At 70.9% G+C, this 24,663-nt stretch carries 19 protein-coding genes and 1 other RNA gene; 14 read left to right on the top strand and 6 right to left on the bottom strand.

Annotated elements, in window-relative coordinates:
• Window positions 1-188 precede the first annotated feature (188 nt).
• On the top strand, window positions 189-1,550 hold the full coding sequence (locus tag B7K25_RS11085; RefSeq protein WP_084106111.1) for an NAD-dependent succinate-semialdehyde dehydrogenase: 1,362 nt from the start codon (window positions 189-191) through the stop codon (window positions 1,548-1,550).
• A gap of 183 nt (window positions 1,551-1,733) precedes the next feature.
• Here B7K25_RS11085 and B7K25_RS11090 read toward each other — a convergent pair whose 3' ends face one another.
• Window positions 1,734-3,065 (bottom strand): ion channel protein, encoded by a 1,332-nt coding sequence (locus B7K25_RS11090; protein ID WP_084106112.1) that lies wholly within the window; start codon window positions 3,063-3,065, stop codon window positions 1,734-1,736.
• Between the two features lie 88 nt (window positions 3,066-3,153).
• Between B7K25_RS11090 and prfB the strand changes: the two genes are divergently transcribed.
• From prfB to smpB, 5 genes are all read left to right on the top strand, one after another.
• Entirely contained in the window at window positions 3,154-4,266 is a 1,113-nt protein-coding gene (prfB, locus tag B7K25_RS11095) for a peptide chain release factor 2 (RefSeq protein ID WP_084106113.1), read from the top strand.
• 308 nt (window positions 4,267-4,574) lie between these two features.
• Entirely contained in the window at window positions 4,575-5,267 is a 693-nt protein-coding gene (ftsE, locus tag B7K25_RS11100; RefSeq protein ID WP_084106114.1) for a cell division ATP-binding protein FtsE, read from the top strand.
• Window positions 5,267-6,178 carry a permease-like cell division protein FtsX gene (ftsX, locus tag B7K25_RS11105; protein ID WP_084106115.1) on the top strand — a complete coding sequence of 304 codons (912 nt, stop codon included), beginning with the start codon at window positions 5,267-5,269 and terminating at the stop codon, window positions 6,176-6,178. The genes ftsE and ftsX overlap by 1 nt, the downstream gene beginning before the upstream one ends.
• Complete coding sequence (locus B7K25_RS11110; RefSeq protein WP_084106116.1) at window positions 6,175-7,515, top strand: M23 family metallopeptidase; 1,341 nt, start codon at window positions 6,175-6,177, stop codon at window positions 7,513-7,515. The genes ftsX and B7K25_RS11110 overlap by 4 nt, the downstream gene beginning before the upstream one ends.
• A gap of 102 nt (window positions 7,516-7,617) precedes the next feature.
• On the top strand, window positions 7,618-8,082 hold the full coding sequence (gene smpB, locus B7K25_RS11115; protein WP_084106117.1) for an SsrA-binding protein SmpB: 465 nt from the start codon (window positions 7,618-7,620) through the stop codon (window positions 8,080-8,082).
• Window positions 8,083-8,163: 81 nt separating this feature from the next.
• Here smpB and B7K25_RS11120 read toward each other — a convergent pair whose 3' ends face one another.
• Window positions 8,164-10,116, bottom strand: a complete 1,953-nt coding sequence (locus B7K25_RS11120; RefSeq protein ID WP_159450194.1) for an HNH endonuclease signature motif containing protein — start codon at window positions 10,114-10,116, stop codon at window positions 8,164-8,166.
• 222 nt (window positions 10,117-10,338) lie between these two features.
• Between B7K25_RS11120 and B7K25_RS11125 the strand changes: the two genes are divergently transcribed.
• On the top strand, window positions 10,339-11,289 hold the full coding sequence (locus B7K25_RS11125; RefSeq protein WP_084106119.1) for a formate/nitrite transporter family protein: 951 nt from the start codon (window positions 10,339-10,341) through the stop codon (window positions 11,287-11,289).
• 6 nt (window positions 11,290-11,295) lie between these two features.
• Here B7K25_RS11125 and B7K25_RS11130 read toward each other — a convergent pair whose 3' ends face one another.
• Window positions 11,296-12,264, bottom strand: a complete 969-nt coding sequence (locus B7K25_RS11130) for a serine hydrolase (RefSeq protein ID WP_084106120.1) — start codon at window positions 12,262-12,264, stop codon at window positions 11,296-11,298.
• Window positions 12,265-12,286: 22 nt separating this feature from the next.
• Window positions 12,287-14,959: an MMPL family transporter gene (locus B7K25_RS11135; protein WP_084106121.1), complete on the bottom strand. Its 2,673-nt coding sequence runs from the start codon at window positions 14,957-14,959 to the stop codon at window positions 12,287-12,289.
• Window positions 14,960-15,094: 135 nt separating this feature from the next.
• Here B7K25_RS11135 and B7K25_RS11140 point away from each other — a divergent pair, with 135 nt between their 5' ends.
• Together B7K25_RS11140 and ssrA are read left to right on the top strand one after the other, a co-directional pair.
• A complete protein-coding gene (locus B7K25_RS11140; protein WP_084106122.1) occupies window positions 15,095-15,661 on the top strand; it encodes a TetR/AcrR family transcriptional regulator in 567 nt (188 codons plus the stop codon).
• Between the two features lie 60 nt (window positions 15,662-15,721).
• Window positions 15,722-16,089: a transfer-messenger RNA gene (ssrA, locus tag B7K25_RS11145) on the top strand.
• An 83-nt stretch (window positions 16,090-16,172) separates the two neighbouring features.
• Here the strand turns inward: ssrA and B7K25_RS11150 are convergent.
• On the bottom strand, window positions 16,173-18,395 hold the full coding sequence (locus tag B7K25_RS11150) for a hypothetical protein (RefSeq protein ID WP_084106123.1): 2,223 nt from the start codon (window positions 18,393-18,395) through the stop codon (window positions 16,173-16,175).
• Between the two features lie 119 nt (window positions 18,396-18,514).
• Between B7K25_RS11150 and B7K25_RS11155 the strand changes: the two genes are divergently transcribed.
• Window positions 18,515-19,471, top strand: a complete 957-nt coding sequence (locus B7K25_RS11155) for an aldo/keto reductase (protein WP_200807947.1) — start codon at window positions 18,515-18,517, stop codon at window positions 19,469-19,471.
• A 7-nt stretch (window positions 19,472-19,478) separates the two neighbouring features.
• Here B7K25_RS11155 and B7K25_RS11160 read toward each other — a convergent pair whose 3' ends face one another.
• Window positions 19,479-20,552, bottom strand: coding sequence for an acyl-CoA desaturase (locus B7K25_RS11160; RefSeq protein ID WP_084106125.1), 1,074 nt, complete (start codon window positions 20,550-20,552; stop codon window positions 19,479-19,481).
• A gap of 223 nt (window positions 20,553-20,775) precedes the next feature.
• Between B7K25_RS11160 and B7K25_RS11165 the strand changes: the two genes are divergently transcribed.
• The 4 genes from B7K25_RS11165 (at window position 20,776) to B7K25_RS11180 (ending at window position 24,661) form a co-directional block, all read left to right on the top strand.
• On the top strand, window positions 20,776-21,741 hold the full coding sequence (locus tag B7K25_RS11165) for a calcium/sodium antiporter (RefSeq protein ID WP_084106126.1): 966 nt from the start codon (window positions 20,776-20,778) through the stop codon (window positions 21,739-21,741).
• 90 nt (window positions 21,742-21,831) lie between these two features.
• Window positions 21,832-22,608, top strand: coding sequence for an ABC transporter ATP-binding protein (locus tag B7K25_RS11170; RefSeq protein ID WP_084106127.1), 777 nt, complete (start codon window positions 21,832-21,834; stop codon window positions 22,606-22,608).
• Window positions 22,590-24,191, top strand: coding sequence for a hypothetical protein (locus tag B7K25_RS11175; protein WP_084106128.1), 1,602 nt, complete (start codon window positions 22,590-22,592; stop codon window positions 24,189-24,191). Before B7K25_RS11170 ends, B7K25_RS11175 begins: the two co-directional genes overlap by 19 nt.
• A 182-nt stretch (window positions 24,192-24,373) precedes the next feature.
• A complete protein-coding gene (locus B7K25_RS11180) occupies window positions 24,374-24,661 on the top strand; it encodes a DUF3039 domain-containing protein (protein ID WP_084106129.1) in 288 nt (95 codons plus the stop codon).
• Window positions 24,662-24,663 lie beyond the last annotated feature (2 nt).

Below are 24,663 nucleotides of genomic sequence, written 5' to 3' on the forward strand. Positions count from 1 at the left end.
GCGAGGGAGCTCGAGACCGCGACCAGCCACGTGCTAGCGACCGGGCAGGTCCATGCGGCCGTCCACCCGCCGACCGTTGAGCCGATCCCGTCGGCCAAGTCCGTACCTGTGACCACGCTCGTCCCACAGCCGTCATCGACTCACCACACGAGAACTCCCGCCGTCCGCGGCGGGGGAGAGGGAGCACCATGTACGCAGTGACCAACCCTTCGACGGGCGAGGTGCTCGCCGAGTACCCGACCGCGACCGACGAGCAGGTCGAGGCCGCCGTCGCGTCGGCCACGACGGCCTACCGCACGTGGGCGCGCACCTCCAGCCCCGCCGAGCGCGCCGAGCTCGTGCGACGCCTGGCCCAGCTCCACCGCGACCGCCAGGACGAGCTGGCCGCGATCATCGTGCGCGAGATGGGCAAGCCGTGGGAGCACGCGACCGGCGAGGTCGAGTTCGCGGCGGACATCATCGAGTTCTACGCGGACAACTGGGAGAAGATCACCGGCGACGCCCCGCTCGACATCCTGGGCGAGGGAAGCGCTGTGGTACGACGGACGCCCATCGGCCCGCTGCTGGGCATCATGCCGTGGAACTTCCCCTACTACCAGGTGGCTCGCTTCGCGGCGCCGAATCTGGTGGTCGGCAACACCATCATCCTCAAGCACGCGCCGCAGTGCCCGGAGTCGGCGGCGGCCATCCAGCAGATGTGCCTCGACGCGGGATTCCCCGAGGGCGCCTACGTCAACGTGTACGCCTCGAACGAGCAGGCGGCGACCATCATCGCCGACCCTCGCATCCAGGGCGTCTCCGTGACCGGATCGGAGCGCGCGGGCTCGGCAGTGGCCGCGCTCGCGGGCCAGCACCTCAAGAAGGTCGCGCTCGAGCTGGGCGGATCGGACCCGTTCATCCTGCTGTCGACCGACGACCTCGACGCGGTCGTGGAGCAGGCCGTCGAGGCGCGCCTCGACAACTCGGGCCAGTCCTGCAACGCGCCCAAGCGCTTCATCGTGGACGAGTCGCTGTTCGACGCGTTCGCGGAGAAGTTCACGGCCGCCATGACGGGCACGGTCATGGGTGACGGGTTCGACGAGTCGAGCGAGATCGGCCCGCTGTCGTCGCTTGCGGCCGCCGAGCGCCTCGAGGCGCAGGTGGCGACGGCCGTCGAGCAGGGCGCCACGCTCGTCACGGGCGGCACCCGTGATGGAGCGTTCTACTCGCCGACGGTGCTGACGGACGTGACTCCCGACATGGACGTGTACCGCCAGGAGCTCTTCGGCCCGGCCTCGGTGATCTACCGCGTCTCCGGCGAGGAGGAGGCCGTCGCGCTCGCGAACGACACCGCGTACGGACTGGGTTCGTACGTGTACACCACGGACGCCGAGCAGGCGGAGCGGGTCGCCGACGCCATCGACGCCGGCATGGTCTACGTCAACTGCGTGCTCGCCGACAGCCCCGAGCTGCCCTTCGGCGGCGTCAAGCGCTCGGGAACCTCGCGTGAGATGGGGCTGCTCGCCGCGGACGAATTCGTGAACAAGAAGCTGATCCGCATCGCGGGGTAACGGGCAGCAACCGCCCGCGGCGGGCCGTGATGGCCCGCCGTCTCCGCCTGCCACGCCACCGCGAGAGTGGGCCCACCTTCATCGCATCAGCGCTCCTGACGATGAAGGTGGGCGCGCTCGCGTGTGAGGTGAGCGGGTCGGTCGCTGGGGCCGATGCGCGCTCGAGTCGCGCCGCTGACGCGGCTACGTCGCGGTGACGTTGTGGGGGTCGACCTCGTCCTCGTCGTCGTGCACGATCATCTCGGGCGCGCCGGTCACGAGGAGCCACACGGGAAGCATCACGAGGCACAGGGCGGCCAGCAGGGCGATCTCGCCCGAGACTGCCACCGCGAGGAACAGTGCGAGCCAGCCGTCGCGGCCGATCGCGAGCACCGCGCCGAGCACGCCGCAGGCGAGCGCGATCTGCAGCGGCAGGTCGGGAACGAACGACTGGACGGCGAGCCCCGCCGCGGCGCCGATGAACACCGCCGGGAAGATGCGCCCGCCGCGGAAGCCTGCGGCCGCGGCCACGGTCAGCGCGATGGTCTTGATGACGGCCAGCCAGATCAGATCTGCCGTGCTGAACGTGTCCGACTGCTGGATCAGGTCCGCGGTCTGCGTCGCTCCCTTGAACAGGGTGATCGGGCCGCCGATGGCGCCGAGGATGCCCAGCACGAGACCGCCGAGCGTGGCGTACAGGACGGGGTTGCTGAGGCGCCGCAGCAGGCGCCACAACCGGGGCATGGCCCACGCTGCCCCGATGCCGAGCAGCGCGGCGGCCAGGGCCGCGACGATGCCCCACAGCAGCAGCTCGAGGGTCGGGCTCACCGGCCCGGGCGACTCGGGAGCGATGAGCGCGACGCCCAGCCAGTCGGCGGTGAGCGCGGCGGCCGCTGCTGCCGCGACGGGCGCGAAGAGGCGGTCCCACAGGAGGCCGCCGCGCTTCGCGGCGGCCACCATCTCGGTCAGCAGCAGCGCCGCCGCCACCGGCGAGCCGAACATCGCGCCGAGCATGCCGGCAGCGGCCATCATGAGCGCGAGCTCCACGGTGACGTGCTTGGCGAAGCGCTTGGTGAACCACACGGCTACCGCGATCGCGATGGCGATGATGGGGCTCTCGGGGCCGAGGCTCACGCCGCCGGCGAGGCCGAGGATGAGCGTGAGCGCGACACCCGGCAGCGCGATCAAGGGCAGGGGCGGGGCGACGAGCTCGACCTTCGCGGGGTCGTGGCCGCCGTGTCCAGGCGCGTACCGGATCGTGAGGCCCACGGCGGCTCCGGTCGCGGTGAGGATGCCGATGATCCACCACACGGAGTCCGGGGCGACGCCGATCCACTCGGGGAGGTGGTCCCAGAGGACGTGCTCGAGCACCTCGGCGATCTCGTCGATGCCCCACAAGAGCACGCCCGCCATGACGCCGATGAGGAGCGCGGGGCCCGTGAGCGAGATCAGCTGGCGCTGCGTCGAACGGGTGCGCCGGGCGTGCTCGTCGCCGATGGCCTCTGCCTGCTGACCGTTCTCGCTCTCGCCGCTCATGGGTCGAGCATAGAAGCCCGGGCGCCCGAACGTGCTGGCACGTGCGCGGAATGCCCCGCGGGCGCATCGGCCACTAGACTTGACCGCCGTGGCCACCGACTTCCCTGCAGAGATCTCCGCGCTGCGCGCGACCTTCACCCAGATCGAGGCCGTCAGCGACCCCGACAAGCTGCGCGCTCGGCTCGCCGACCTCGAACAGAAGGCCGCGGCGCCCGACCTGTGGGACGACCAGGAGAACGCGCAGAAGGTGACGAGCGCGCTGTCTGGCACCAAGGCCGAGCTCGACCGCCTCACCGCGATGGGCGGTCGGATCGACGACCTCGAGGTGCTCGTGGAGCTCGGAGTCGAGGGCGACGACGAGGACACTCTCGCGGAGGCCGATGCGGAGCTCGTGAAGCTCACGGCTGACCTGTCCGCGATGGAGGTCCGCACCCTGATGACGGGGGAGTGGGACGAGCGCAACGCCGTCGTCACGATCCGCTCGGGCGCGGGCGGCGACGACGCCACTGACTTCGCCGAGATGCTGCTGCGCATGTACCTGCGCTGGGCGGAGCGGCACGGCCACGGCACCAAGGTGCTCGACACCTCCTACGCGGAGGGGGCCGGCATCAAGTCGGCGACGTTCGAGGTCAACGCGCCCTACGCGTTCGGCACCCTGTCGGTCGAGGCGGGCACGCATCGCCTCGCGCGGATCAGCCCGTTCGGCTCGGCCGACAAGCGCCAGACGAGCTTTGCGGCCGTCGAGGTGATCCCGCAGATCGAATCGACCGACCACATCGAAGTGGCCGAGGCCGACATCAAGGTCGACGTGTTCCGCTCCTCGGGCCCCGGCGGCCAGTCGGTCAACACCACCGACTCGGCGGTGCGCCTGACCCACCTGCCCACCGGCATCGTGGTGTCGATGCAGGACGAGAAGAGCCAGATTCAGAACCGCGCCGCGGCGATGCGCGTCCTGCAGTCCAGGCTGCTGCTCCTCAAGAAGGAGGAGGAGGCGGCCCAGAAGAAGGAGCTCGCGGGCGACATCAAGGCCTCGTGGGGTGACCAGATGCGCTCGTACTTCCTCTACGGCCAGCAGCTGGTCAAGGACCTGCGCACCGGTTACGAGGTGGGCAACCCGCAGGTGGTGTTCGACGGCGACCTCGACGGCTTCATCGACGCGGGGATCCGCTGGCGCCGCCAGCAGCAGGCCGAGCAGGCCTGACCGGCCCGCGCCGCTGAACTCGCGTTCGAGCGGTCCGGCTACCTTCCGCACGGTCGAGCCGTCCAGCTCGGTTCCGCACGATCGAGTGCGCGCCGCCGCGCCCGTCCGGACCGGACGCGCACGCGTCCTCCCTGGCACATCGACCACGGCGAGGTGCGGTGCCCACCCGGCGAGCGCATCGGCCCTCCTGGAGCCCCCCAAGACGTGTGATCCATGTCGCAGGCGTGGCCCGGCGCGCCTGCCGCCGATAACCGCGGCGCCTTCCTACTCTGCTGAGAGCACGGGTCCGTCCCCCCGTGCCCGAAAGCATGATTCGACTCGACAACGTCAGCAAGGTCTACACCCGCGGTGCACGGCCTGCGCTCGACAACGTCTCGGTGGAGATCGAGCGCGGTGACTTCGTGTTCCTCGTCGGCTCGTCCGGGTCCGGCAAGTCCACGTTCCTCAAGCTCATCCTGCGCGAGGAGCGCCCGACCGTGGGCGAGGTCTACGTCGCCGGCCGCCACCTCAACCGCCTGTCGAGCTGGCGGGTGCCGCACCTGCGACGCGAGATCGGCGCGGTGTTCCAGGACTTCCGGCTGCTGCCGAACAAGACCGTCTACCAGAACGTCGCCTTCGCGCTCCAGGTGATCGGCAAGAGCCGCCGCGAGATCGACCAGAACGTCCCGGAGATGCTCGAGCTCGTGGGTCTCGCGGGCAAGGAGCGTCGCCTCCCTCACGAGCTGTCCGGCGGAGAGCAGCAGCGCGTCGCGATCGCGCGCGCCTTCGTCAACCGCCCGCCGATCCTGCTGTGCGACGAGCCCACCGGAAACCTCGACCCGGGCACGTCGGTGGGCATCATGCGCCTGCTGGACCGCATCAACCGCACGGGCACCACGGTACTCATGGCGACCCACGACGACGAGATCGTGGACCAGATGCGCAAGCGCGTCATCGAGCTCAAGGGCGGGCACCTCGTGCGCGACCAGGACCGTGGCGTGTACGGGCTGGAGACGGTCTGATGCGGCTGCGGTTCATCATGGGAGAGGTCTTCAACGGCCTCCGACGCAACTCGACCATGGCGCTGTCCGTGGTGCTCGTGACCTTCGTGTCGCTCACCTTCGTGGGCGCAGCGGCCCTCACCCAGATGCAGGTGCAGCAGCTCAAGGACGCCTGGTACGGGCGCGTCGAGGTGTCGATCTTCCTGTGCCCGCAGAACTCGCTGTACGAGCAGTGTGCTGGCGGCGCCGTGACGGTCGCTCAGGAGGACGAGATCCGCGCGGTCCTCGAGGAGGGCTCCGTCGCCGACCTGGTCGACGAGGTCTACTACGAGACCCGCGAGGAGGTCTACGAGAACATCGTGGCCGCCGACGACACGGGCGTGTACTCGCAGCTCGAGGCCGAGGACCTGGGTCCGGTGTTCCGTGTGAAGCTCGCCGATCCCGAGCAGTTCCAGGTGGTGGCGGACGCGACCTCGGGGCTCTCGGGAGTCGAGGAGGTGCGCGACCAACGCGAGGTGTTCGACCAGCTGTTCGCCTTCCTCAACGCGGCGACCTTCGTCGCGGCGGGCCTCGCCGGCGTCATGATGATCGCGGCGGTGCTGCTCATCACCACGACCATCCGACTATCCGCGCTGAGCCGCCGCCGAGAGACGACGATCATGCGCATGGTCGGGTCCTCCAAGAGCCTCATCCAGATGCCGTTCGTGCTCGAGGGGGCGGTCGCCGCGACGGCGGGCGCGCTGCTCGCGATCACCGGGCTCTGGCTCGCCGCCCGCTACCTCATCGAGGACTGGCTGACGGGCTCGATCGCGTGGGTCGACTACGTGGGTCGTGAGGATGTGTGGACGGTGGCACCGTGGCTGATCGCCATCGCGGTGGGCCTCGCGGGCGTCGCGTCGTTCGCGACCCTCGGGAGGTACACGAAGGCATGATCGCCGGCACGCGTCGCCTGGGCCTCATCATCGCCGCGATCCTCGTGGTCGCGGTGATGTCCGGCTACGCCGTGGGCACGGCGACCGCGGTCGGCGGGTCCGAGGTCGCCGCGAAGGATCCGTCCTCGAGCGACTACCAGGACCAGATCGACGAGACCGAGAAGGACCGCGAGGCCGCGGAGCGCCGCTCGGAGCAGCTGCAGACGGCGCTCGAGGACACGGACGCCAAGATCGTCGAGGCGGACGCGAAGCTGCGCGAGCTCGAGGGTCGCCTCGAGACCGCCCGGCAGGAGCTCGAAGCAGCGAACCAGAAGGTCGAGGCGGCCGTGGTCCAGCAGGGCATCGTCGCCGACAAGCTCGCCGCCGCCAGCGCCCAGGACGCGGCGATCACGGCTCAGATCGAGGACGACGAGGCGCGCACCGAGGAGCTCGAGGCGCTCGTCGCGGCGATCGCTCGCGAGACCTACAAGGGAGTCGAGGGCAGCTCGAGCCTCGACATCGTCTTCGGCGCCTCGGACACGCGCGAGGTGGTCGACGAGTTCACCGCCCAGGACTCCGCGTCGCGCGTGCAGTCGCACACCCTCGCCGAGCTCGACGAGATCGCCGCCGTCAACCGCAACCGTGGCGCGCGTCAGGTCGCGGTGCGGGAGTACATCGCCGAGCTCAAGGCCGAGGCGGACGCGCTCGTCGTCGAGCTCGAGGGCCTGCGGGATGTCGCTCAGGAGAAGAAGACCGCCGTCGAGGGCCTGCTCGACGAGCAGGAGGACCTCCGGGCGTACCTCGAGTCGCAGCGGGCGTCGTTCATCCAGCAGCAGGAGGAGAACGAGCGGCTCCAGGAGCAGCTGCGCTCCAAGGTGCTCGACCTGTTCAAGAAGAAGTCGGCGGCGGAGGAGCGCGAGCGCCAGGCCGCCCTCGCCGCCCAGAACCGGCTCGGCAAGGGCACGCTCGCCTACCCAACCAAGAACGTCTACATCACGTCGAGCTTCGGCTACCGCGTGCACCCGATCTACGGGTACCGCAAGCTGCACGCCGGCACCGACTTCCGTGCGTACTGCGGCACGCCGATCTACGCGGCCGCCGCAGGCAAGGTCGAGTGGGCCACCTGGCAGCCGGGCTACGGCAACCAGGTGCTGATCGACCACGGCTACATCGGCGGCAAGTCGGTCATCACGAACTACAACCACCTGTCCCGGTACGCGGTGCGCTCCGGCCAGACGGTGGCGCGAGGTGACTTGCTGGGCTACTCGGGCAACACGGGCTCGTCCACGGCCTGCCACCTGCACTTCGAGGTGTACATCGACGGCGTGGTGAAGAACCCCATCGGCTACCTGCCGTAGGCACGTCCCGCGACGTTCGCACCGCGCCGATGCGCGCATCGCCTACACTCGTACCTCGCGTCTGTGCATGACGGCAAGGAACGGATCTCGAGGAGGTGAGTCATGGCTGAGGAGCTCAAGGTGGTCGCCACCAACCGCTCGGCGCGCCACGACTACCTCATCGACAAGACGTTCGAGGCGGGCATGGTGCTGCGCGGCACCGAGGTCAAGGCACTGCGCATGGGTCGCGCGTCGATCGTCGACGGCTACGTGTACGTCGACGCGGGCGAGGCGTGGCTGGAGAACATCCATATCCCCGAGTACGTGCAGGGGACCTGGACCAACCACACGCCCCGACGCAAGCGCAAGCTGCTGCTGCACCACGCCGAGATCGACGAGCTGCTGATCAAGACGCGCGAGAAGGGCTTCACGATCGTGCCGCTGCGGCTGTACTTCGTGAAGGGCCGCGCGAAGATCGAGATCGGCATCGGTCGAGGCAAGAAGCTCTACGACAAGCGCCAGGCGCTGCGTCAGAAGCAGGACGACCGCGAGGCTCAGCGGGCGATGAGCCTGCGCCGCCACGACTGACGCGGCCGGCCTAGCCGTCTCAGGCGACCTGCTCGGCTCGCCATGGGCCAGTCTCTCTCCCGGCGGGGAGCAGTTGTGCCCTCACACCGTCGCGCGACGACGCCGTGACGCCGCCGCTCTGGACGTGGACCGCGGCGGGCGGTGGCCCCACGGGCCCTCGACGCGGCACGTGCCGCGCAGGCGAAGCGCGAGCTCGACGGGCGACGTGACGCAGCGCGCTGTCACGGCGGTACCTGAGCGCGCTCCTGCGGGCTCGGCCTCGCCCTCAACCCACGCCGCGACGCTCTGAGCACTGGGGGAGCAGGAGGCCGAGTGGTGGTTCGACGGGCGCTCGGCGCTCGGCGCGGCAGCGAGGGCGTCGAGGTCGAAGCCGTCCTGTGCCGGGCTCGGCCTGGAGGTCGCGTCGTGGCTGGGCTGCGCGGAGCCCTCCTGCCCGTTGTGACCGGAGTTCTCCTGCTGAGCGTGGGCGGAGTTCTCCTGCTGGGCCGGGGCGGAGTTCTCCTGCCGGTTCTGGGCGGAGCTGTCTTGTGGTGTGGGGTTGGTGTCGGTGATGGGTGTGGTGGTGTGGCGTCGGCTGGTGGCGGCACCAACACTGTCGGTGCCGGCTTGTTCGAGTTCTTCGAGTGCTTCGGGGGTCAGCGGGATGTGGTCGTGGAGCATGCGTCCGCCGGGGCGGCGTCGTTGCTCGGGGTCGATTGTTTTCGGTGGGGTGAACCACACTTCGGTGGGCGTGGCGTGCACTGTCCAGCCTTGCCGGTGCAGGTCGTGGTGACACCTCGAACACAGCAGGAGCCCGTTGTCGAGGTTGGTCGGGCCTTTGTCTTTGACCCATTCGCGGATGTGGTGGGCTTCGCACCAGCTCGGCGGTGCACCGCACATCGCGCATCCTCCGTCGCGTTCGACCAGGGCGAGGCGTTGTGCCCGGTTGAACGGCCGCTTGGACCTGCCCAGGTTCAACACCGCACCGTCCGCAGTCAGCGACACGGGGATCAGTTCGCTGTCGCCGGTCAGGCGGCGTGCGGTGGCGGCGGTGATGGGCTGTCCGAACCCATCCACCGACGCCACACCATCGGATGCTTCTCCGCGTCCTGCAGCATCGATCGCGTCTTGAACGTCGTTGGCGGTGGTGCGGACCACGAGCGTCGCGGCGCCGCGGGGAACGACGGTGTCGTCGGCGGCGAGCATGTGGCGGGCAACCAGTGCGAGGGCGTCGGCACGCATCTGCGGCACCGTGCGCTCATCCGGCGTGAGCGCGGCCTTGTCACGCTTGGCCTGCAACGACTTCCCGACGATCGCATCGAGGACGGCTTTGATGGGGGCGGCGGTCTCGACGTCGAGAAGTCCGATGATCTTGACCATGCCGGAGGCTTCCTCGATGACATGCAGATACCTGTCGGCGTGCTGGATCATCTCCCGCTGAGCCAGGCTCTTACGGTCCAGATCGGCTTCGACCTGACGGACCACCCGGGACAGCTGCTTGAGGTTCAGCAGCTTCGCCTTGGCCACCAGCTCACGCTCGGCGGCCACCCACGCGACCGGATCAGCAGTCTCGAACACGTTCTTCAGCATCCGGGAGATCGTGGAGGCGGCCTCGATGGACACCTCGGCTGCCTCCACCGCCGCAGGCAACACCACAAACCTCGGACCCACAGGCGGCTCCTCGCCCTCAGGCGCGGGACCAGCACCATCGCCAGACCGGTCTTGGCTCGCCGGCGCGGGCTTGGCGGCGTCGTCGAGGATCTCGCCCACATCGATCAACCTGCCCGCATCGGCCTCCGACCCACCTGTCTGGCCCGACACCAACCCCTTCGGGCTGGGCTTGCCATTCCTACGCGCCATCCCCGCCGCACCGTCCTCAGATGTTGAGCGGCGTGCCTGCGCGGCAGCGACCTTCGCCACCATCACATCGAGCTCGCGTCGGGCACGACCCAACGCCTCACCCAACGCCCGCAAATCCGACTGCGCCAGACCGTCCAGATCCACATCAGACAGCCCCGTGCCCGACCCCAAAGCAGCCCGCACCCAGCCCAGCACATCCGTGCCAGCCAGGACGGTCGAAGGGGACGACGAACTCATACCCTCATCACACCACCAGGGTCTGACATCGACAGAAACCCCTGCTAGATCGCCGCTATCAGCGAAGGAGAGCGAGGGGCGACGGGCGCATTCTCAGACGCACAGCCCCCTGAACCCGCATCGGCCCTCCCCGGACCAAAGCCCCCCGGAACGAGCGCATCGGCCCTCTACCGTCGAAGCATGCTCTCGATCCCCGACGCCGTCGCGCTGCAGGCAGACGCCGCCGCGACCAAGGTGCGGGCTACGCGCACGCCGTGGCGCTTCCTGGTCTCGGCGATGCTCGCGGGCCTGTGGGTGGGCGTCGGCGTGTTCGTGATGTTCTCGGCGGCGGGCCCGTTCTACGTCGCGGACGACCCCGCGACCCGGCTCGTGTCAGGCGCCGTCTTCGCGATCGCGCTGACCCTCGTGGTCTTCGCCGGCGCGGAGCTCGCGACCTCCGCGATGATGATCCTCCCCATGGGAGTGATGCGCCGCACCATCACCTGGTTCCAGGGCGTGCGCACCCTCGCATTCGTGCTGGTGGGCAACTTCCTGGGCTCCCTCCTGCTCGCGTGGGTCCTCATCCAGTCCGGCATCTTCCACGACGGCGCGACGGGCGGCATGCTCGACGGCATCCTCACCTCGAAGATGAGCCACACGGCCTCCGAGACCTTCTTCCTGGGCATCCTCTGCAACGTCCTCGTGTGCGTCGCCATCTGGGCGGCGAGCCGCGTGCGGTCGGAGGCGGCGAAGGCGATCCTGATCTTCTGGGGCGTCTTCGGCTTCATCGCGTCGGGCTTCGAGCACGTGGTGGCGAACATGACGATCTTCGGCATCGGCGTCCTGGGCGGCGCGAGCGTCGACGTCACCTGGCTCGACCTCGGGCACAACCTGCTGTGGGCGGGACTGGGCAACCTCGTGGGCGGCATGGTGGTGATGGCCATGGGCTACACCTTCATCGCGGGACGCCGCGACAGGGACGGCAGCAGCGCCGATGCGCTCGTCGCCGACTCCTTGGATGGCGCCGATGCGTCGGTCGAGTCGGGCTCGCCCGTCACCGTGGCGGCAGACGCGGCAGACGCCGCGGGTGAGCTGGCAGGGGAGCGCGCGGCGCGCCCTGCGGGCGCGCGCGAGCCCCAGCCGGCCGTGTAGTGGCGCCTAGCTCCCTGAGCGCAGCGAAGCGAGCGCCTTGATCCCGGCGGAGTCCAGCCGCTGGGCGGTCGCGGACACGATCGCCACTCCCACGCCGGCCTCACGGTCGACGCCGACGAACGACGCGAAGCCGCCCGTCATGCCGTTGTGCCACGTGACCACCCGGCCGTGGAAGTCCATCGTGATCCAGGCGGCGCCGATGCGCGACGCGCCTTGGGCGTCAGCGACGGGGTCGAGGGCGGACAGCCCCGGGGCCGTGCCGTCGAGCAGCCCGTCGAGCAGCGCGGCGAGGTCCGCCGCCGTGCACCGCACCCCGCCGGCGGGGCCGATCGCCTCGCCCACCCAGGGCTCGTGCGGCCGCCCCGACCGTGAGCGGCCCAGTAGCGCGTGCGCCCCGAGATCGGTGGCGCGCGCCGGCACGGCCGCGCCCGTCATGCCGATCGGCTCGAGCACCCGCTCCCGCAGCAGCGCGGCGTAGGGCCGACCTGCGCGTCGGGCCAGGGCGGCGCCGAGCAGCTCGAAGCCGAGGTTCGAGTACGCGAAGCGTGGCCTGCCCACGGGCACGTCGGCCGCCAGGTCGAGCAGCTCCTCGACCGTGTCTCCGTAGGGGTTCTCGCCCCGGCGCCACATGCGCCACGTGCGCGTCCACTGCGAGCGCGAGCCGCCGTTCGACTGCAGTCTTGGAAGGCCTGAGCGGTGCGAGGCGACCGCCTCGAGAGTCAGGGGCGCGTACGTCGCCTCGGGGCGGCCGAGCAGCTCTCCGAGCGTCGAGGTCGGACTCACCTCTCCGCGGTCCACGGCGTCCCGGTAGAGCAGCCCGGTGAGGCCCTTCGAGACCGACCCAACCTCCGCATCGGCGCCGTCGGGAACGCCGAACGCCCGCCACGTGGCCTCGCCGCCGCTCGAGGCGGCGATGAGGACCCGGTCGTGGCGGGCGCTCAGCAGTCCGTGCAGGGCAGCGAGGTCGGCGTTCATGCGACCACGCTAGGCACCCGCGTCAGGCCTTGGCGTCCTCCTCGCGGACGGTCTCGGCCTCGGGGGCATCCTCCTCGGAGGCGTCCTCCGCGTCCGGCACCGGGTGCTCACGCTCGAGCGCGGAGCCCTCGACGTCGACGTTCGGCAGGATGCGGTCGAGCCACTTGGGCAGCCACCAGGCGCCCTCGCCGAGCAGGTGCATGATCGACGGGATGATCACCATACGCACCACGAAGGCGTCGAGCAGCACGCCCGCGGCCAGGCCGAAGCCCATGGGCCGGATCATCGAGATGTGCGAGAACACGAAGCCGCCGAAGACGGAGGCCATGATGATCGCCGCCGCGGTGACGACGGCGCGGCCGTGGCGCAGGCCGATGGTGACCGATGCGCGTGCCGAGTTGCCGTGGACGTACGCCTCCCGCATGCCCGTCGTGATGAACAGCTGGTAGTCCATCGCGAGGCCGAACAGGATGCCGGTGAGCATGATCGGCAGGAAGCTGAGGATCGGCCCGGGGCTGTGCACCCCGAAGATCGAGCCGAGCCAGCCCCACTGGTACACCGCGGTCACGGCGCCGAAGGCGGCGAACAGCGACAGCACGAAGCCGGCGGTCGCGACGAGCGGCACCAGGATCGAGCGGAACACGATGATGAGGATGATGACGGACAGGCCCACGACCACCGCGAGGTAGAGCGGCAGGGTCTCGTCGAGCTTCTCCGACAGGTCGATGTTGCCGCTGGCCTCGCCGGCGACGCCGATGGTCGTGCCCTCGATGGTGATGCCGTCGACGCTCGAGGCCTCGTCGAGGGGTGACAGGTCGCGCAGGTCGTGGACGAGCTGCTCCGTCGACTCGGACGACGGACCCTCGGTGGGGATCACCTGGAAGGCGAAGTAGTCGCGATCCTCGGAGACGCCCGCGGGCGCCACGCCGGCGACCGACTCGGTCTCCATGATGACGTTCTCGAGCGCGACCTGGGCGGCGAGCACGTCCTCCTCGGCGACCGCCTCGGGCAGGCGCGCGGTGACGAGCAGGGTGCCGTTGAGGCCCTCGCCGAACTCCTCGTCGATGGTCGTGTACGCGATGTACTGCGTCGAGTCCTCGGGCTCCTGGGTGCCATCGGGCAGGCCCAGACGCATCGAGAACGACGGGATCGCGATGACGGCGAGCGCGGCGGCGGCGACGAGCGCCGAGAGGACCGCGCGGCCCGTGCGCATGGGCTTGGCCTCGGGCTCGTGGTGCTCGGCCGCGCCCTTGTTGGCGCGGGCCTTCTTCGACAGCGCGCGGTCGCCCATCCAGCCCAGCAGCGCCGGGGTGAGGGTGACGGCGGCCGCGACGGCGACGAGCACGCAGAACGCCGCGACGGTGCCCATGACGCCCAGGAACGGGATGCCCGTGACGTTGAGGGCGAGCAGTGCGACGATGACGGTCGCGCCGGCGAACACGACGGCGTTGCCGGACGTGCCGTTCGCGAGGCCGATCGACTCGTTGAGGTTCATGCCGCGCGCGAGCTGCGTGCGGTGGCGGTTGACGATGAACAGCGAGTAGTCGATGCCGACGGCGAGCGCGAGCATCACGCCGAGCACGGGCGTGACCGACTGCATGTCCACCGTGCCGGAGAACGCCAGGGCCGTGGCGACGCCCACACCGACGCCGATGACCGACGTGACGATGGGCTGCAGCGCGGGCAGGATCGCGCGCATCATGATGAGCAGCACGGCGAAGGCGAGCAGCACGCCCACGACCTCGCCGACGCCCAGGATGCCCTCGACGGTGGTGTTGAAGTCCGCAGAGAAGTTGACCTCGACCCCGTCCGGAACAGCCGCGCGCAGCTCCTCCATGATCGCGTCCTTGTCGGGCTGCGGGACCTCGAAGACCGGCAGGCCGAACTGCACGGCCGCGAGGGCGGTCGCGCCGTCGTCGGACACGGTGCGCAGGATGGACGCGTTCTCGGCGAGCTGGGCGCCGAGCTCGAGCTGCTCCTCCTGGGCGAGGAGCTCCTCGCTGCCGGCGTCGAGCTCGTCCTGGCCGGCCTCGATCTCCGCGAGCCCGGCGTCGATCTGCGCCTGCTGCTCGTCGAGCTGGGCAGCGGACGCGTCGAGCTCCGCCTGCTGCGCGTCGAACTGCGCCTGAGCGGCCTCGTACTGGCCCGCGTCCTGCGCCTGCCGGATCGCGGCGTCGAGCCGCGCCTGGCCCTCGTCGAGCTGGCCGCGCGCGGCGTCGAGCTGGTCCTGGCCGGCCTGGAGCTCCGCGAGCCCCGCGTCGAGCTCCGCCTGTCCGGCCTCGAGCTGGGCCTTGCCGTCCTCGATCTGCTGCGGAGCGGACTCCATCTGGGCCGCCTGCTCCTCCAGCTGGGCCTGCTGCTCGAACGGGTCGATGACGTTCTCGACCTCGTTGCTGCCAGGCAGCTCCGCCAGCGCGGCGCTGATCTCCGCCTGCTGGTCCTCGGTGAAGGCATCTCCGGACTCCGTGGTGAGCACCACGCGGCCGGTGCCGCCGTCGAGCCCGGGGATCTCCTCCGCGAGCTCGTCGGTGACGCGCTCGGTCTCGAGGCCGGGGATGGAGAAGCTGTCGGTCAGCTTGCCGCCGAAGGCGACGAAGGCCCCGCCAGCGGAGGCGAGGACGAGCGCCCAGATGAGGACGACGACGAGCGGGCGCAGGGACGACGCGCGCCCCAGCCGGTAGAGCAGGTGTGCCACGAGGACTGCCTTTCGGGCGTGGTGTGGTGGGAGGGGCGACGGTGCCTGCGGTCAGTGTAACCGGCGTCCTGCACTTATCCAACACGTGTCGGTTAAAAGTTGGAGAAGCGCCGATGCGGTGGCAGACTGGGCGGCATGGACGCCAGGATCGTGCGGACTCGCCGCCGGCTGCAGGAGGCGCTCTTCGCGCTCGCGCGCGAGCGCGGGATCGACGAGGTGTCCATCGCGGACATCGCCGAGCGCGCCGGCGTCAACCGCTCGACGTTCTACCAGCACTACTCCGACAAGGAGACGCTGCTCGCGGACGCTCTCGACATCGTCGCGACCGAGGCGGGTGCCAACCTCGAGTGCATCGACCACTGGTCGGAGGAGCCGCCGCAGGTTCTGCTCGACTTCCTCGCCCACGTGGACGCGCACGCCGACCTGTACGCGCGGGTCTTCCTCGAGCCGGGCTACGGCGTGGTGCTGGCGCGCCTGCGCGAGCACGTGTTCGCCGCAGTGCGCACCGTCGTGGAGGCGTCGCCGGCGCCGCGCGTGGCGGTGCCGTCGGACATCATCGCCGCTGGCGTGGCTGGCTCCGTGGTCGGGATCCTCGGCGCGTGGCTCGCGCGCGAGCCGCGCGAGCGGCCCGAGGAGGTCGCGACGTGGGTGATGGCCGTCGTGCTCGGCCCCCCGGTGCCGCTCGAGCCCGCCACGGCCTGACGCCATCCGGCCGTTGTCCCGTGTCGGCCACCCCGCGTACACTGGAGGCACAACTGCACAGGGGATGATCGGTTTCGACGTGTGTGCTTTCCTCAGGGGAAGCGGGCCGAGGACGTCACGTTATCTCGTTAACGCTCGTGGCAAACCTATAGGTGCCGATTCCAAGCGCACCGACTTCGCCCTCGCTGCCTAAGCGAGCCCCGAAGTCCGTCAGCCCAGGCTAGTTCCCGTCCTGGTTCCTGGCGTCATCTAGGGAACTTGCTCCACCGTCACGTCGTCGGGCGGTGGGGGACTCTTAGACGACTGGGGCTATCGCACAGCTCGTCTGAAGGTCGTGCGGGTCCGAGACACTGAGCATTCAGACTGCGCCCGGAGAAGACCTGTCGTCGTGCATGCGGACGGGGGTTCGATTCCCCCCATCTCCACGCTTTCATCCCTGTCTGGTGACCGAGAGGCCGCCGTCGTTCACGTCAACGACGGCGGCCTTCTCTGTCCGCCCGCCCGCTCGCCCCTACTCGCTCGCGTCCTCGGCGTCGGTGTCGTCGGCCACGGACGCGACGCCCTTGCGCATCTCGAGCCCGTGCGCACGGGCGAGCTCGGCGACCTGGGCGACGTCCTCGCGCCGCACCCGCGCCGGCCGCCCCAGCCACAGCCAGTCCTGGCGCGGCTCGCCGGGAGAGATGTCCGTCGCGACCGGCATGAGGACGCGCACCTCGACGGCCGGGTTGTCGGCGCTCACCGGCGCGAGATCGAGCTCGCCGAGCTCCTGGACGAAGGCGACCAGCCCGTCCCGCTCGGGCTCCTCGCCGAACACCACGAGCACGGGGTCGTGCGCGAAGCACCGCTCCTTGACCTCGGCGAGCACGCGGTCGCGGCCGGCGACGTTCTTGCGGCTGGCCGCGCCCCAGTAGGAGCTGTGGGGGTAGGCCGCGATGAACTGCCCGAGAGTCGCTGGCCGGGCGCCGACGGGGACGTCGCGGACGCCCGCGCCGAAGCGCGACGCGAGCTCCCCGCCCACGAGGTCGTGGGTGAAGAACATGTTGGTCCACGTGGTCGAGGCGAATTGCGCGGACTGGTGCAGTCGCGACGTGTCCTCGCCCCGCACCCCGGTCCACACCTTGTAGCGCAGCGCGTGGCTGTCGTGTGCCGACGCGGTGCGCTGGGCCTGCGGCGGCGCGGTCGACAGGAAGCGGTCCTGCTTCGCCTCAGCGAACGCGTCCGCGCCGGACGTCACGAGGATCTCCGCGTGGGTGAGCGGGCACGCAAGCGTCACGAGGTCGGTGACGATCCATCGACCTGACGCGACCACCTCCTCGCCCTCGAGCCGGTGAGGCGCCCGCAGGGCCTCGCTCAGCGCCGCGCGGTCGAGCTCGGCCTCGCCGCCCACCTCTCCCGCGAGCGCGTGCCGCTCGACCCGGCGCACGGCACGCTCGTAGCGGGTCACCGCATCGGCGTCGTCGCCGTCGGCGAGGGGCACCCGCGACAGCGGGATCTCGACCTCCGGCGCCACCGTGTTCCAGTAGGCGTGCAGCGCGTCGCACGCGATCACCGTGCCCAGGCTGTGGCCCACGAGCACGATGCGGTCGTACCGATAGCGCTGCGTCACCTCGTCGCGGTCCTCCGCGATCTGACGCAGCCTCTCGACGAGCCCCGCCCGAATCGACTCCCTCTCGGAGATGTTGTCCGGCTTGCTCGACAGGTACCGGGCCGCGTCGCCGAGCCCGCTGAGCGCGAACCCGCCCACCGCGAGCGTGACCACGGGGATGACCGCGCCGAGGAACGTCTGCGCTCCGGCGAGCGCGCCCCACATCTCGCCGCGCTCGGGGTCGCCGAGGTTGGTCGCCACGATCGCGAGAACCACGGCGAGCACGACCAGCGACAGGGTGACCGCGAGCCGCATACGCCACGCGACCGCGCCGGCGACGGCGGCGACCACGAGCACCCCAGCGGCCGCGCCGGTGAGGATCGAGGGCCAGGTCTGCGCGGCGAAGACCGCGCCCACCACGTACCCGACCGCCGCCGACAGCCCCGCGAGCAGCAGGGTCCTGATCGTCGTGAGCACCCCCGCGAACTGGGAGATGGTGACCGCGAGGACGGCGAACAGCGCGGCGAGCAGGCCACCACCGCCGAGCAGCAGCGGATGCCCCGCCTGCACCGCGGCCGCGGCCACGAGCGCCGTGACGACCCCGGTCGCCAAGGCGAGCACGATCGCCGCGATGCGGGCGAGCCGATCCGCGCCCGCGGACACCGCGTGATCGGGAGAGGGGCCGTAGGCCTTCATGAACCCGTCCTCGAGACCCGAACGATCCGCCTCGACGAGCTTGCGCACGAACGACGGCAGGTGCCGCCAGGCCGTGTCCCGGAAGCGATACGCCCAGTAGTACTCGTAGAAGTGCGTGGTGCGGGACCAGCTGCGGGCCTCGGCGTCGTCGACGCCGGGGACGGTCCGGATGCGGTGGCGCATGTCGACGCTCACGATCCGCCCGAACGACGTCCCGGCGAGGCGGTCGGGCAGGACGAAGCGGCGGTCGCCCGCCGTCGCGTCGACCACCCCGTCGCCGCTGTCGATGATGCCCGCGACGGGCGCCATGTCCTCGCGCAGCGGCTCGGGCGCCGCGGTGCGGGCGACCGCAGGGTCGGAGCCCCGCCCGACGAACGACAGCAGCGTGTCGAGCGGCTCCTGCTCGCCGATGCCGTGGACCACGATCACCGCAGTGCGCGGAAGCATCGCCATGGTTCCTCCCCCGGAAGCGATTGAGCACCATTCGAGCACACCTCGCGCCGCCGTGCTGGAAGTCGTGCACTCGGTCGCGTGGACGCGACACGTCGCCCGCGGCCGGTAGCGTGGCGGGCATGGAGCAGCGCGCAGTCGGAACCGCCCCCTTCACCGTCTCCGCGATGGGTCTGGGGTGCAACAACTTCGGCCGCATGGGCACCGCCTCGCAGACGCAGGAAGGCACCGACGCGGTCATCGCCGCTGCCCTCGACGCGGGCGTGACGTTCTTCGACACCGCCGACCTCTACGGCGGCCAGTGGGGGCTGTCAGAGACGCTCATGGGTCACGCGTGGAAGGGCCGCCGCGACGAGGCGGTCCTCGCCACCAAGTTCGGCTTCACCGAGGTCGCCACGCCCCTCGACCAGCTCGGCGCCAAGGGCTCGCGCGCCTACCTGCGTGCGGCGTGCGAGGCGTCCCTCGAGCGCCTGCAGACGGACCGCATCGACCTCTTCCAGCAGCATCAGCCGGACCCGTCGACGCCCCTCGAGGAGACCCTCGGCGCGCTCGCGGAGCTGGTCGACGAGGGCAAGATCCTCGCCTACGGCGTCTCGCAGTTCACCGCGGAGCAGCTCCGCAGCGCCGATGCGGTGGTCACCGGCCTCGGCGCCCCCGGGGTGGCGTCGAGCCAGGACGAGCTGAGCCTCGTCGCCCGCGGCGTCGAGACGGATGGCCGCCTCGCGGCGGCGGAGGAGATCGGCGCGGGCTTCCTGCCCTTCTTCCCCCTGGCGAACGGGCTGTTCACCGGCAAGTTCTCCCGTACGGAGATCCCCGCCGACTCCCGCATCGGCCGTCAGCGCCCCCATATCGCTCAGAACGCGGACTGGGACGCGATGGAGGCATACCAGGCCCTGTGCGAGGAGTGGGGCGTCACCATGCTCGAGGCGACGCTCGGATGGTTCCTCACGCGCCCCGTGGTGTCGTCCGTGATCGCCGGCGCGACGCGGCCCGAGCAGGTCACGCAGAACGCGGCGAGCGCGCAGTGGCGGCCGTCGCCCGAGCAGGCCGCCCAGATCGACGCGCTGTTCCCGGCGTAGGGGGCGGCTAGCGCCCCATCGCGACGCGCTCGGGGCAGTCGAACGGGTCGCGGGCCGCCAGCCCGACGCGGTTGAGGTACGCGATCACGATCCCGTACGACTCGATGAGGCTGGTCTCGGTGTACGGGACGTCGTGGGCGGCGCAGTACTCGCGCACGATCTCGCGGGCACGGCCCAGGTGCGGTCGCGCCATGTTCGGGAACAGGTGGTGCTCGATCTGGTAGTTGAGGCCGCCCGTGAGGATGCTCATCGCCCAGCCGCCACGGATGTTGCGGCTGGTGAGCACCTGCTTGGACAGGAAGTCCATGCGCACGTCGGCGTCGACCACGAGCATGCCCTTGTGGTTGGGCGCGAAGGACGCCCCCATGTACACGCCGAACACCGCCATCTGCACGCCCACGAAGGCGAATGCCATCCCGAGCGGCAGCACCCAGAACACCGCGCCGAGGTAGACGGCGAAGTGAGCTGCGATCATCGGCAGCTCGGTCCACCGCTGGCGACGCGTCCCGCCCGACACGAGCGACACGACGGAGCGGTAGTGGAGGTTCAGGCCCTCGAGCGTGAGGAGGGGGAAGAACAGCCAGCCCTGTCGCTGCGTGATCCAGCGAATGAGGCCGCGGGACTCGCGGGCGTCCTCCTCGAGGAAGGAGATCGTGTCCTTCTCGATGTCGGGGTCGGCGCCGCGCTTGTTGGGGTTGGCGTGGTGGCGGGAGTGCTTGGTCATCCACCACTGGTGGCTGATGCCGACCACCGCGGCGCTGAGGATGCGTCCCAGGCGGTCGTTCGCCGGGCCCGAGACGAAGACGGTGCGGTGCGAGGCCTCGTGGCCCAGGAACGCGACCTGGGTCAGCACGATGCCGAGCGCTGCCGCCATGAGCAGCTGGAACCACGAGTCGCCCAGCAGCACGAAGCCTGTGACGACGCCTCCGAAGGCGAGAGCGAGCGCCGCGCCGTAGCCGGAGTAGAAGCCGTACGAGCGGCGCAGCAGGCCCGTGTCGCGCACGGTCGCGGCGAGCTCCGTGAAGCGGTGGGTGATCGGGTTGGACGGGTAGCGGGGGGCCGTGGCCGGCGTCGGGGTCATGCGTCTCCAGGTTGGGGGCGTGTGACGAACGCAGCCGAGGGGCCGGGCTCAATCAGGAGCGGTTGCGCCCACCCTACGCGACCGTAGGTTAGATGCAACACCCCCGCGCGGGGGAAGTGACGAAGACGACGCGGGCCGCCCAGCCGCGCCGATGCGCCCGCCGGGTTCGCGCCTCCGCCCGCCTTCCCCGCTGGGGGCGCCCCGCCCCAGTACGCTCGTGCCCATGCTGGTCCCCATCCTCGCGACGCTCGGAGGGCTCGCGGCCCTCGCCTGGAGCGCCGACAAGTTCGTCGCCGGCGCCTCGGCGGTCGCCCGCTACCTCGGCATGGCGCCGCTGCTCATCGGCATGATCGTCATCGGCTTCGGCACGTCGGCACCCGAGCTCGTCGTGTCGACCTTCGCCGCGGCGGGGGGCGACCCTGAGATCGCGCTCGGCAACGCCTTCGGCTCGAACATCGCGAACATCGGCCTGATCCTGGGCATCACCGCGATCGTGCTGCCGATCATCGTCAAGCGCGGCATCCTGCGCAAGGAGCTGCCGCTCCTGCTGGTGGTGACCGCGGTCGCGTGGCTCGTCATGAGCGACGGGGAGCTGTCGCGAGGCGACGCGGGCGTCCTCGTGCTGCTGCTCGTGGTCCTGCTCACGTGGCAGATCCTGTCCGCGCGCCAGCACCAGGGCGACGCGCTCGAGAAGGACGTCGAGGAGGCGGCGGCGTCGCGCGCGATGTCGCGCAAGGCGGCGTGGGTATGGCTCCTCGTCGGCCTCGTCCTGCTCGTCGTGTCCTCGAGGATCCTGGTGTGGGGAGCGGTCGAGATCGCCGAGTCGCTCGGCTGGTCGGACCTCGTGATCGGCCTGACGGTGGTCGCCATCGGCACGTCGGCGCCCGAGCTCGCCTCGGCGCTCGCCGCAGCGCGCCACGGGCAGAACGACCTGGCGCTCGGCAACGTCATCGGCTCGAACCTCTTCAACACCCTCGGCGTCGTGGGCCTGGCGGGCCTCATCGCCCCGGCGACGGTCAGCCCCGAGCTCCTCAACCGCGACCTGCCCATGGTCGCGTTCATGACGGTTCTCGTGCTGATCTTCGGCTTCCGGTGGAAGCGCGACGGACGCATCAACCGGCTCGAGGGTGGCGTGCTGCTCGCGCTGTGGCTCGCGTACACGGCGTTCCTCGTGCTCAACCCGACGTAGCGGGGCCGTTCACCGGTCGTGTGCGGCGCGGCGTGTGGCCTTGGTCGCCCGCGTCTCCCGCGCCGGCGCTCCCAGCCGTAGCCTGGCCTCATGCCCCCCTCCGACCCGGCGAGCGCATCGGCCCTGTCCCTGCGAGGACTCACCAAGCGCTTCGGTCCGACCATCGCCGTCGCCGGGATCGATCTCGACATCCCCACGGGCTCGTTCTACGGCGTCGTGGGACCCAACGGCGCCGGCAAGACCACCGCGCTGTCGATGGCGACCGGGCTCCTCGAGCCCGACACCGGCACGGTCCTTGTCCACGGCGTCGACCTGTGGGCCGATCCGGCGAGCGCCAAGCCGATGCTCGGCGTCCTTCCCGACAGCCTGCACACGTTCGACCGGCTCACCGGGGCAGAGCTCATCACCTATGCAGGGCTCCTGCGCGGCCTCGACCGGGAGGTGGTGCGCGAGCGCCGCGACGACCTCCTCGCGGCGCTGGACCTGCGCCAGGCGGGCTCGACGCTGGTGACGGACTACTCCGCGGGCATGACCAAGAAGATCGGCCTCGCCTGCGCGCTCGTGCACGCCCCGCGCGTGCTCGTCCTCGACGAGCCCTTCGAGGCCGTCGACCCGGTGAGCGCGGGAGCGATCCGCCGCATTCTCATCTCGTTCGTCGGCTCGGGCGGCACGGTGGTCCTGTCGTCGCACGTCATGGCGCTCGTGGAGCGGCTGTGCGACCACGTGGCCGTCGTCGGGTCGGGCAGGATCCTCGCCGCGGGCTCCCTCGACGAGGTACGCGGCGGCCAGGACCTCGAGGACCGCTTCGTGGGCCTCGTCGGCGATGTCGAGGACGGTCGGGACCTGGCGTGGTTGCGACAGTCCTGAGCCTCAAGTACCGGGTGGTGCGCCATCAGCTCCAGCGCGAGTGGTGGAGGGCGCTGCTGCTGATCGGCGGCGGAGTATGGTCGCTGTCGCTCGTGCCGGCTGTCCTGTGGGCGCAGCACGCGCTCGCGCTCCAGCCCATCGACGTGCGCGCGGACATCCTGGTCGGCGCCGGCGCGCTGTGCGTCCTCGGATGGGTGGTCGCGCCGCTGCTCGTGACCGGGCTCGACGACACGCTCGACCCGGGCCGCTTCGCCGTGCTCGGGCCGTCGGCCCGGACGCTGATGCCCGGGCTCACGGTCGCGGCGACGCTCACCATCCCGGCGGTGTTCTTCGGCGTGATGTTCCTGGTGCTCACCCGCGCCTGGCGCTTCGACGGCGCGGGGACCATGGCCGTCGCCGTGCTCGGCGCGGTGCTCACCGTCGCCTCCATGGTGCTCGGCGCGCGCGTGGCGGTGGCGTGGGCGGCGCGCGCGGTGTCCTCCCGACGCGCGCGCACCGTGTCGCTCATCGGGCTGGTCGCGGCGCTTGGCGCCATCGGGCCAGCGATCTGGCTGACCGTGCGCGACGGGCTCGAGTCGGCCGCCGAGCACGAGCTGCCCATCATCCTCGAGTGGCTCGGCCGCACGCCGCTGGGCGCGGGCATGGCGGCGCCGGGAGCCCTCGCCGAGGGCGAGCTGTGGAGTGCAGCGTGGCGGCTGCTGCTCATGGCGGGCACGGTCGCCGCGCTGTGGGGCGCCTGGGGCGTCAACGTCTCCCGCGCGCTCGTCCACCCCGTGCACCGCGGCGGCGGAGCCCAGCGTCGCACCGACGCGATCCTCGCCGGCGCCGCCGACCGCTGGTGGGGCTCTCGCGGGGGCGCGGCCATTGTCACCCGCACGGTGCGCTCGCGGGCCCTCGTGTACTGGGCGACCGACGTGCGCTACCTCGTCAACGCGATGGGCGTGGTCGCGCTGCCCTTCGTCATCTTCGTCATCGTGGTGCCGGTCATGGGGCTCGACGCGCGCTGGGCGCTTGCGGCGCCCATCGTGCTCGCCGCGTCGATCGGGTGGGGCCGCCACAACGACCTCGCGTACGACTCGACCGCGCTGTGGATGGACGTCGTGGCCGGGCGCATCGGCCGTCAGGTGATGGCCGGGCGCGCCCAGGCGGTTCTCGTCTGGGGCGTGCCCGCGGTGCTGGTGTCAGCCGTTGCGATCGTGGCATGGGGGCGCTTCTGGGTGGCGATCCCGGGTCTCATCGGGGCGTGCGTCGGCGCGCTCGGCTCGACGCTCGGGGTGTCGGCGCTGTCCTCCGTGGTGCTGCCCTACCGCGCGCCGGCCCCGGGGGAGAATCCGTTCGGCGCCGAGGTCGGCTCTCTCGGCGCGAGCCTCGTCGCGCAGCTCATCTCGGGCGCCGCGATGCTCGCGGTGCTGCCTCTCGTCACGGTGCCGTTCATCCTGTCCCTCACGCTGGACGGGCGCTGGGGATGGCTCGCGCTCGTGACGGGCGTCGGGCTGGGGATCGGCGCGTGCATCGCGGGCGTGCGCGCCGCCGGGGCGATGTACGACCGGCGCTCGGGCCAGCTCCTCGCCGCGGTGGTCTGACCCCGGCGGCTCCGCCAGCGCCACTCCGCCACAGCCACCGCAGGTCACGCAACGAAGGTGGGCCCACCTTCATCGCGAACGCGTCCCGGGCGACGAAAGTGGGACCATTTTCGTCAGGAGACGGTCGGCAGAGGTCTGCTCGACGCCGTGCGAGTCTTGCGCGCGGTCGTAGACTGGCCGGCATGAGCGAGACCCTCGACCCGCAGCCCGACACCGGCGCCCCTCAGGGTGGCACCGCCACCATCGAGCGCGTCGAGCAGCGCGAGCTCGTCGAGCCCGGCGACGCCGAGCGCTTCGCGCACTACGTGCGCAAGGAGAAGATCATGGAGTCGGCGATGTCCGGCGAGCCCGTGATCGCGCTGTGCGGCAAGGTGTGGATCCCCGGCCGTGACCCCAAGCGCTTCCCCGTGTGCCCCGCGTGCAAGGAGATCCTCGACGCGGCGTTCGGCAAGGACGACGGCGAGGACTGACG

It is taken from the genome of Demequina sp. NBRC 110056 (assembly GCF_002090155.1).
In the GTDB taxonomy this organism is placed as follows: Bacteria; Actinomycetota; Actinomycetes; order Actinomycetales; family Demequinaceae; genus Demequina.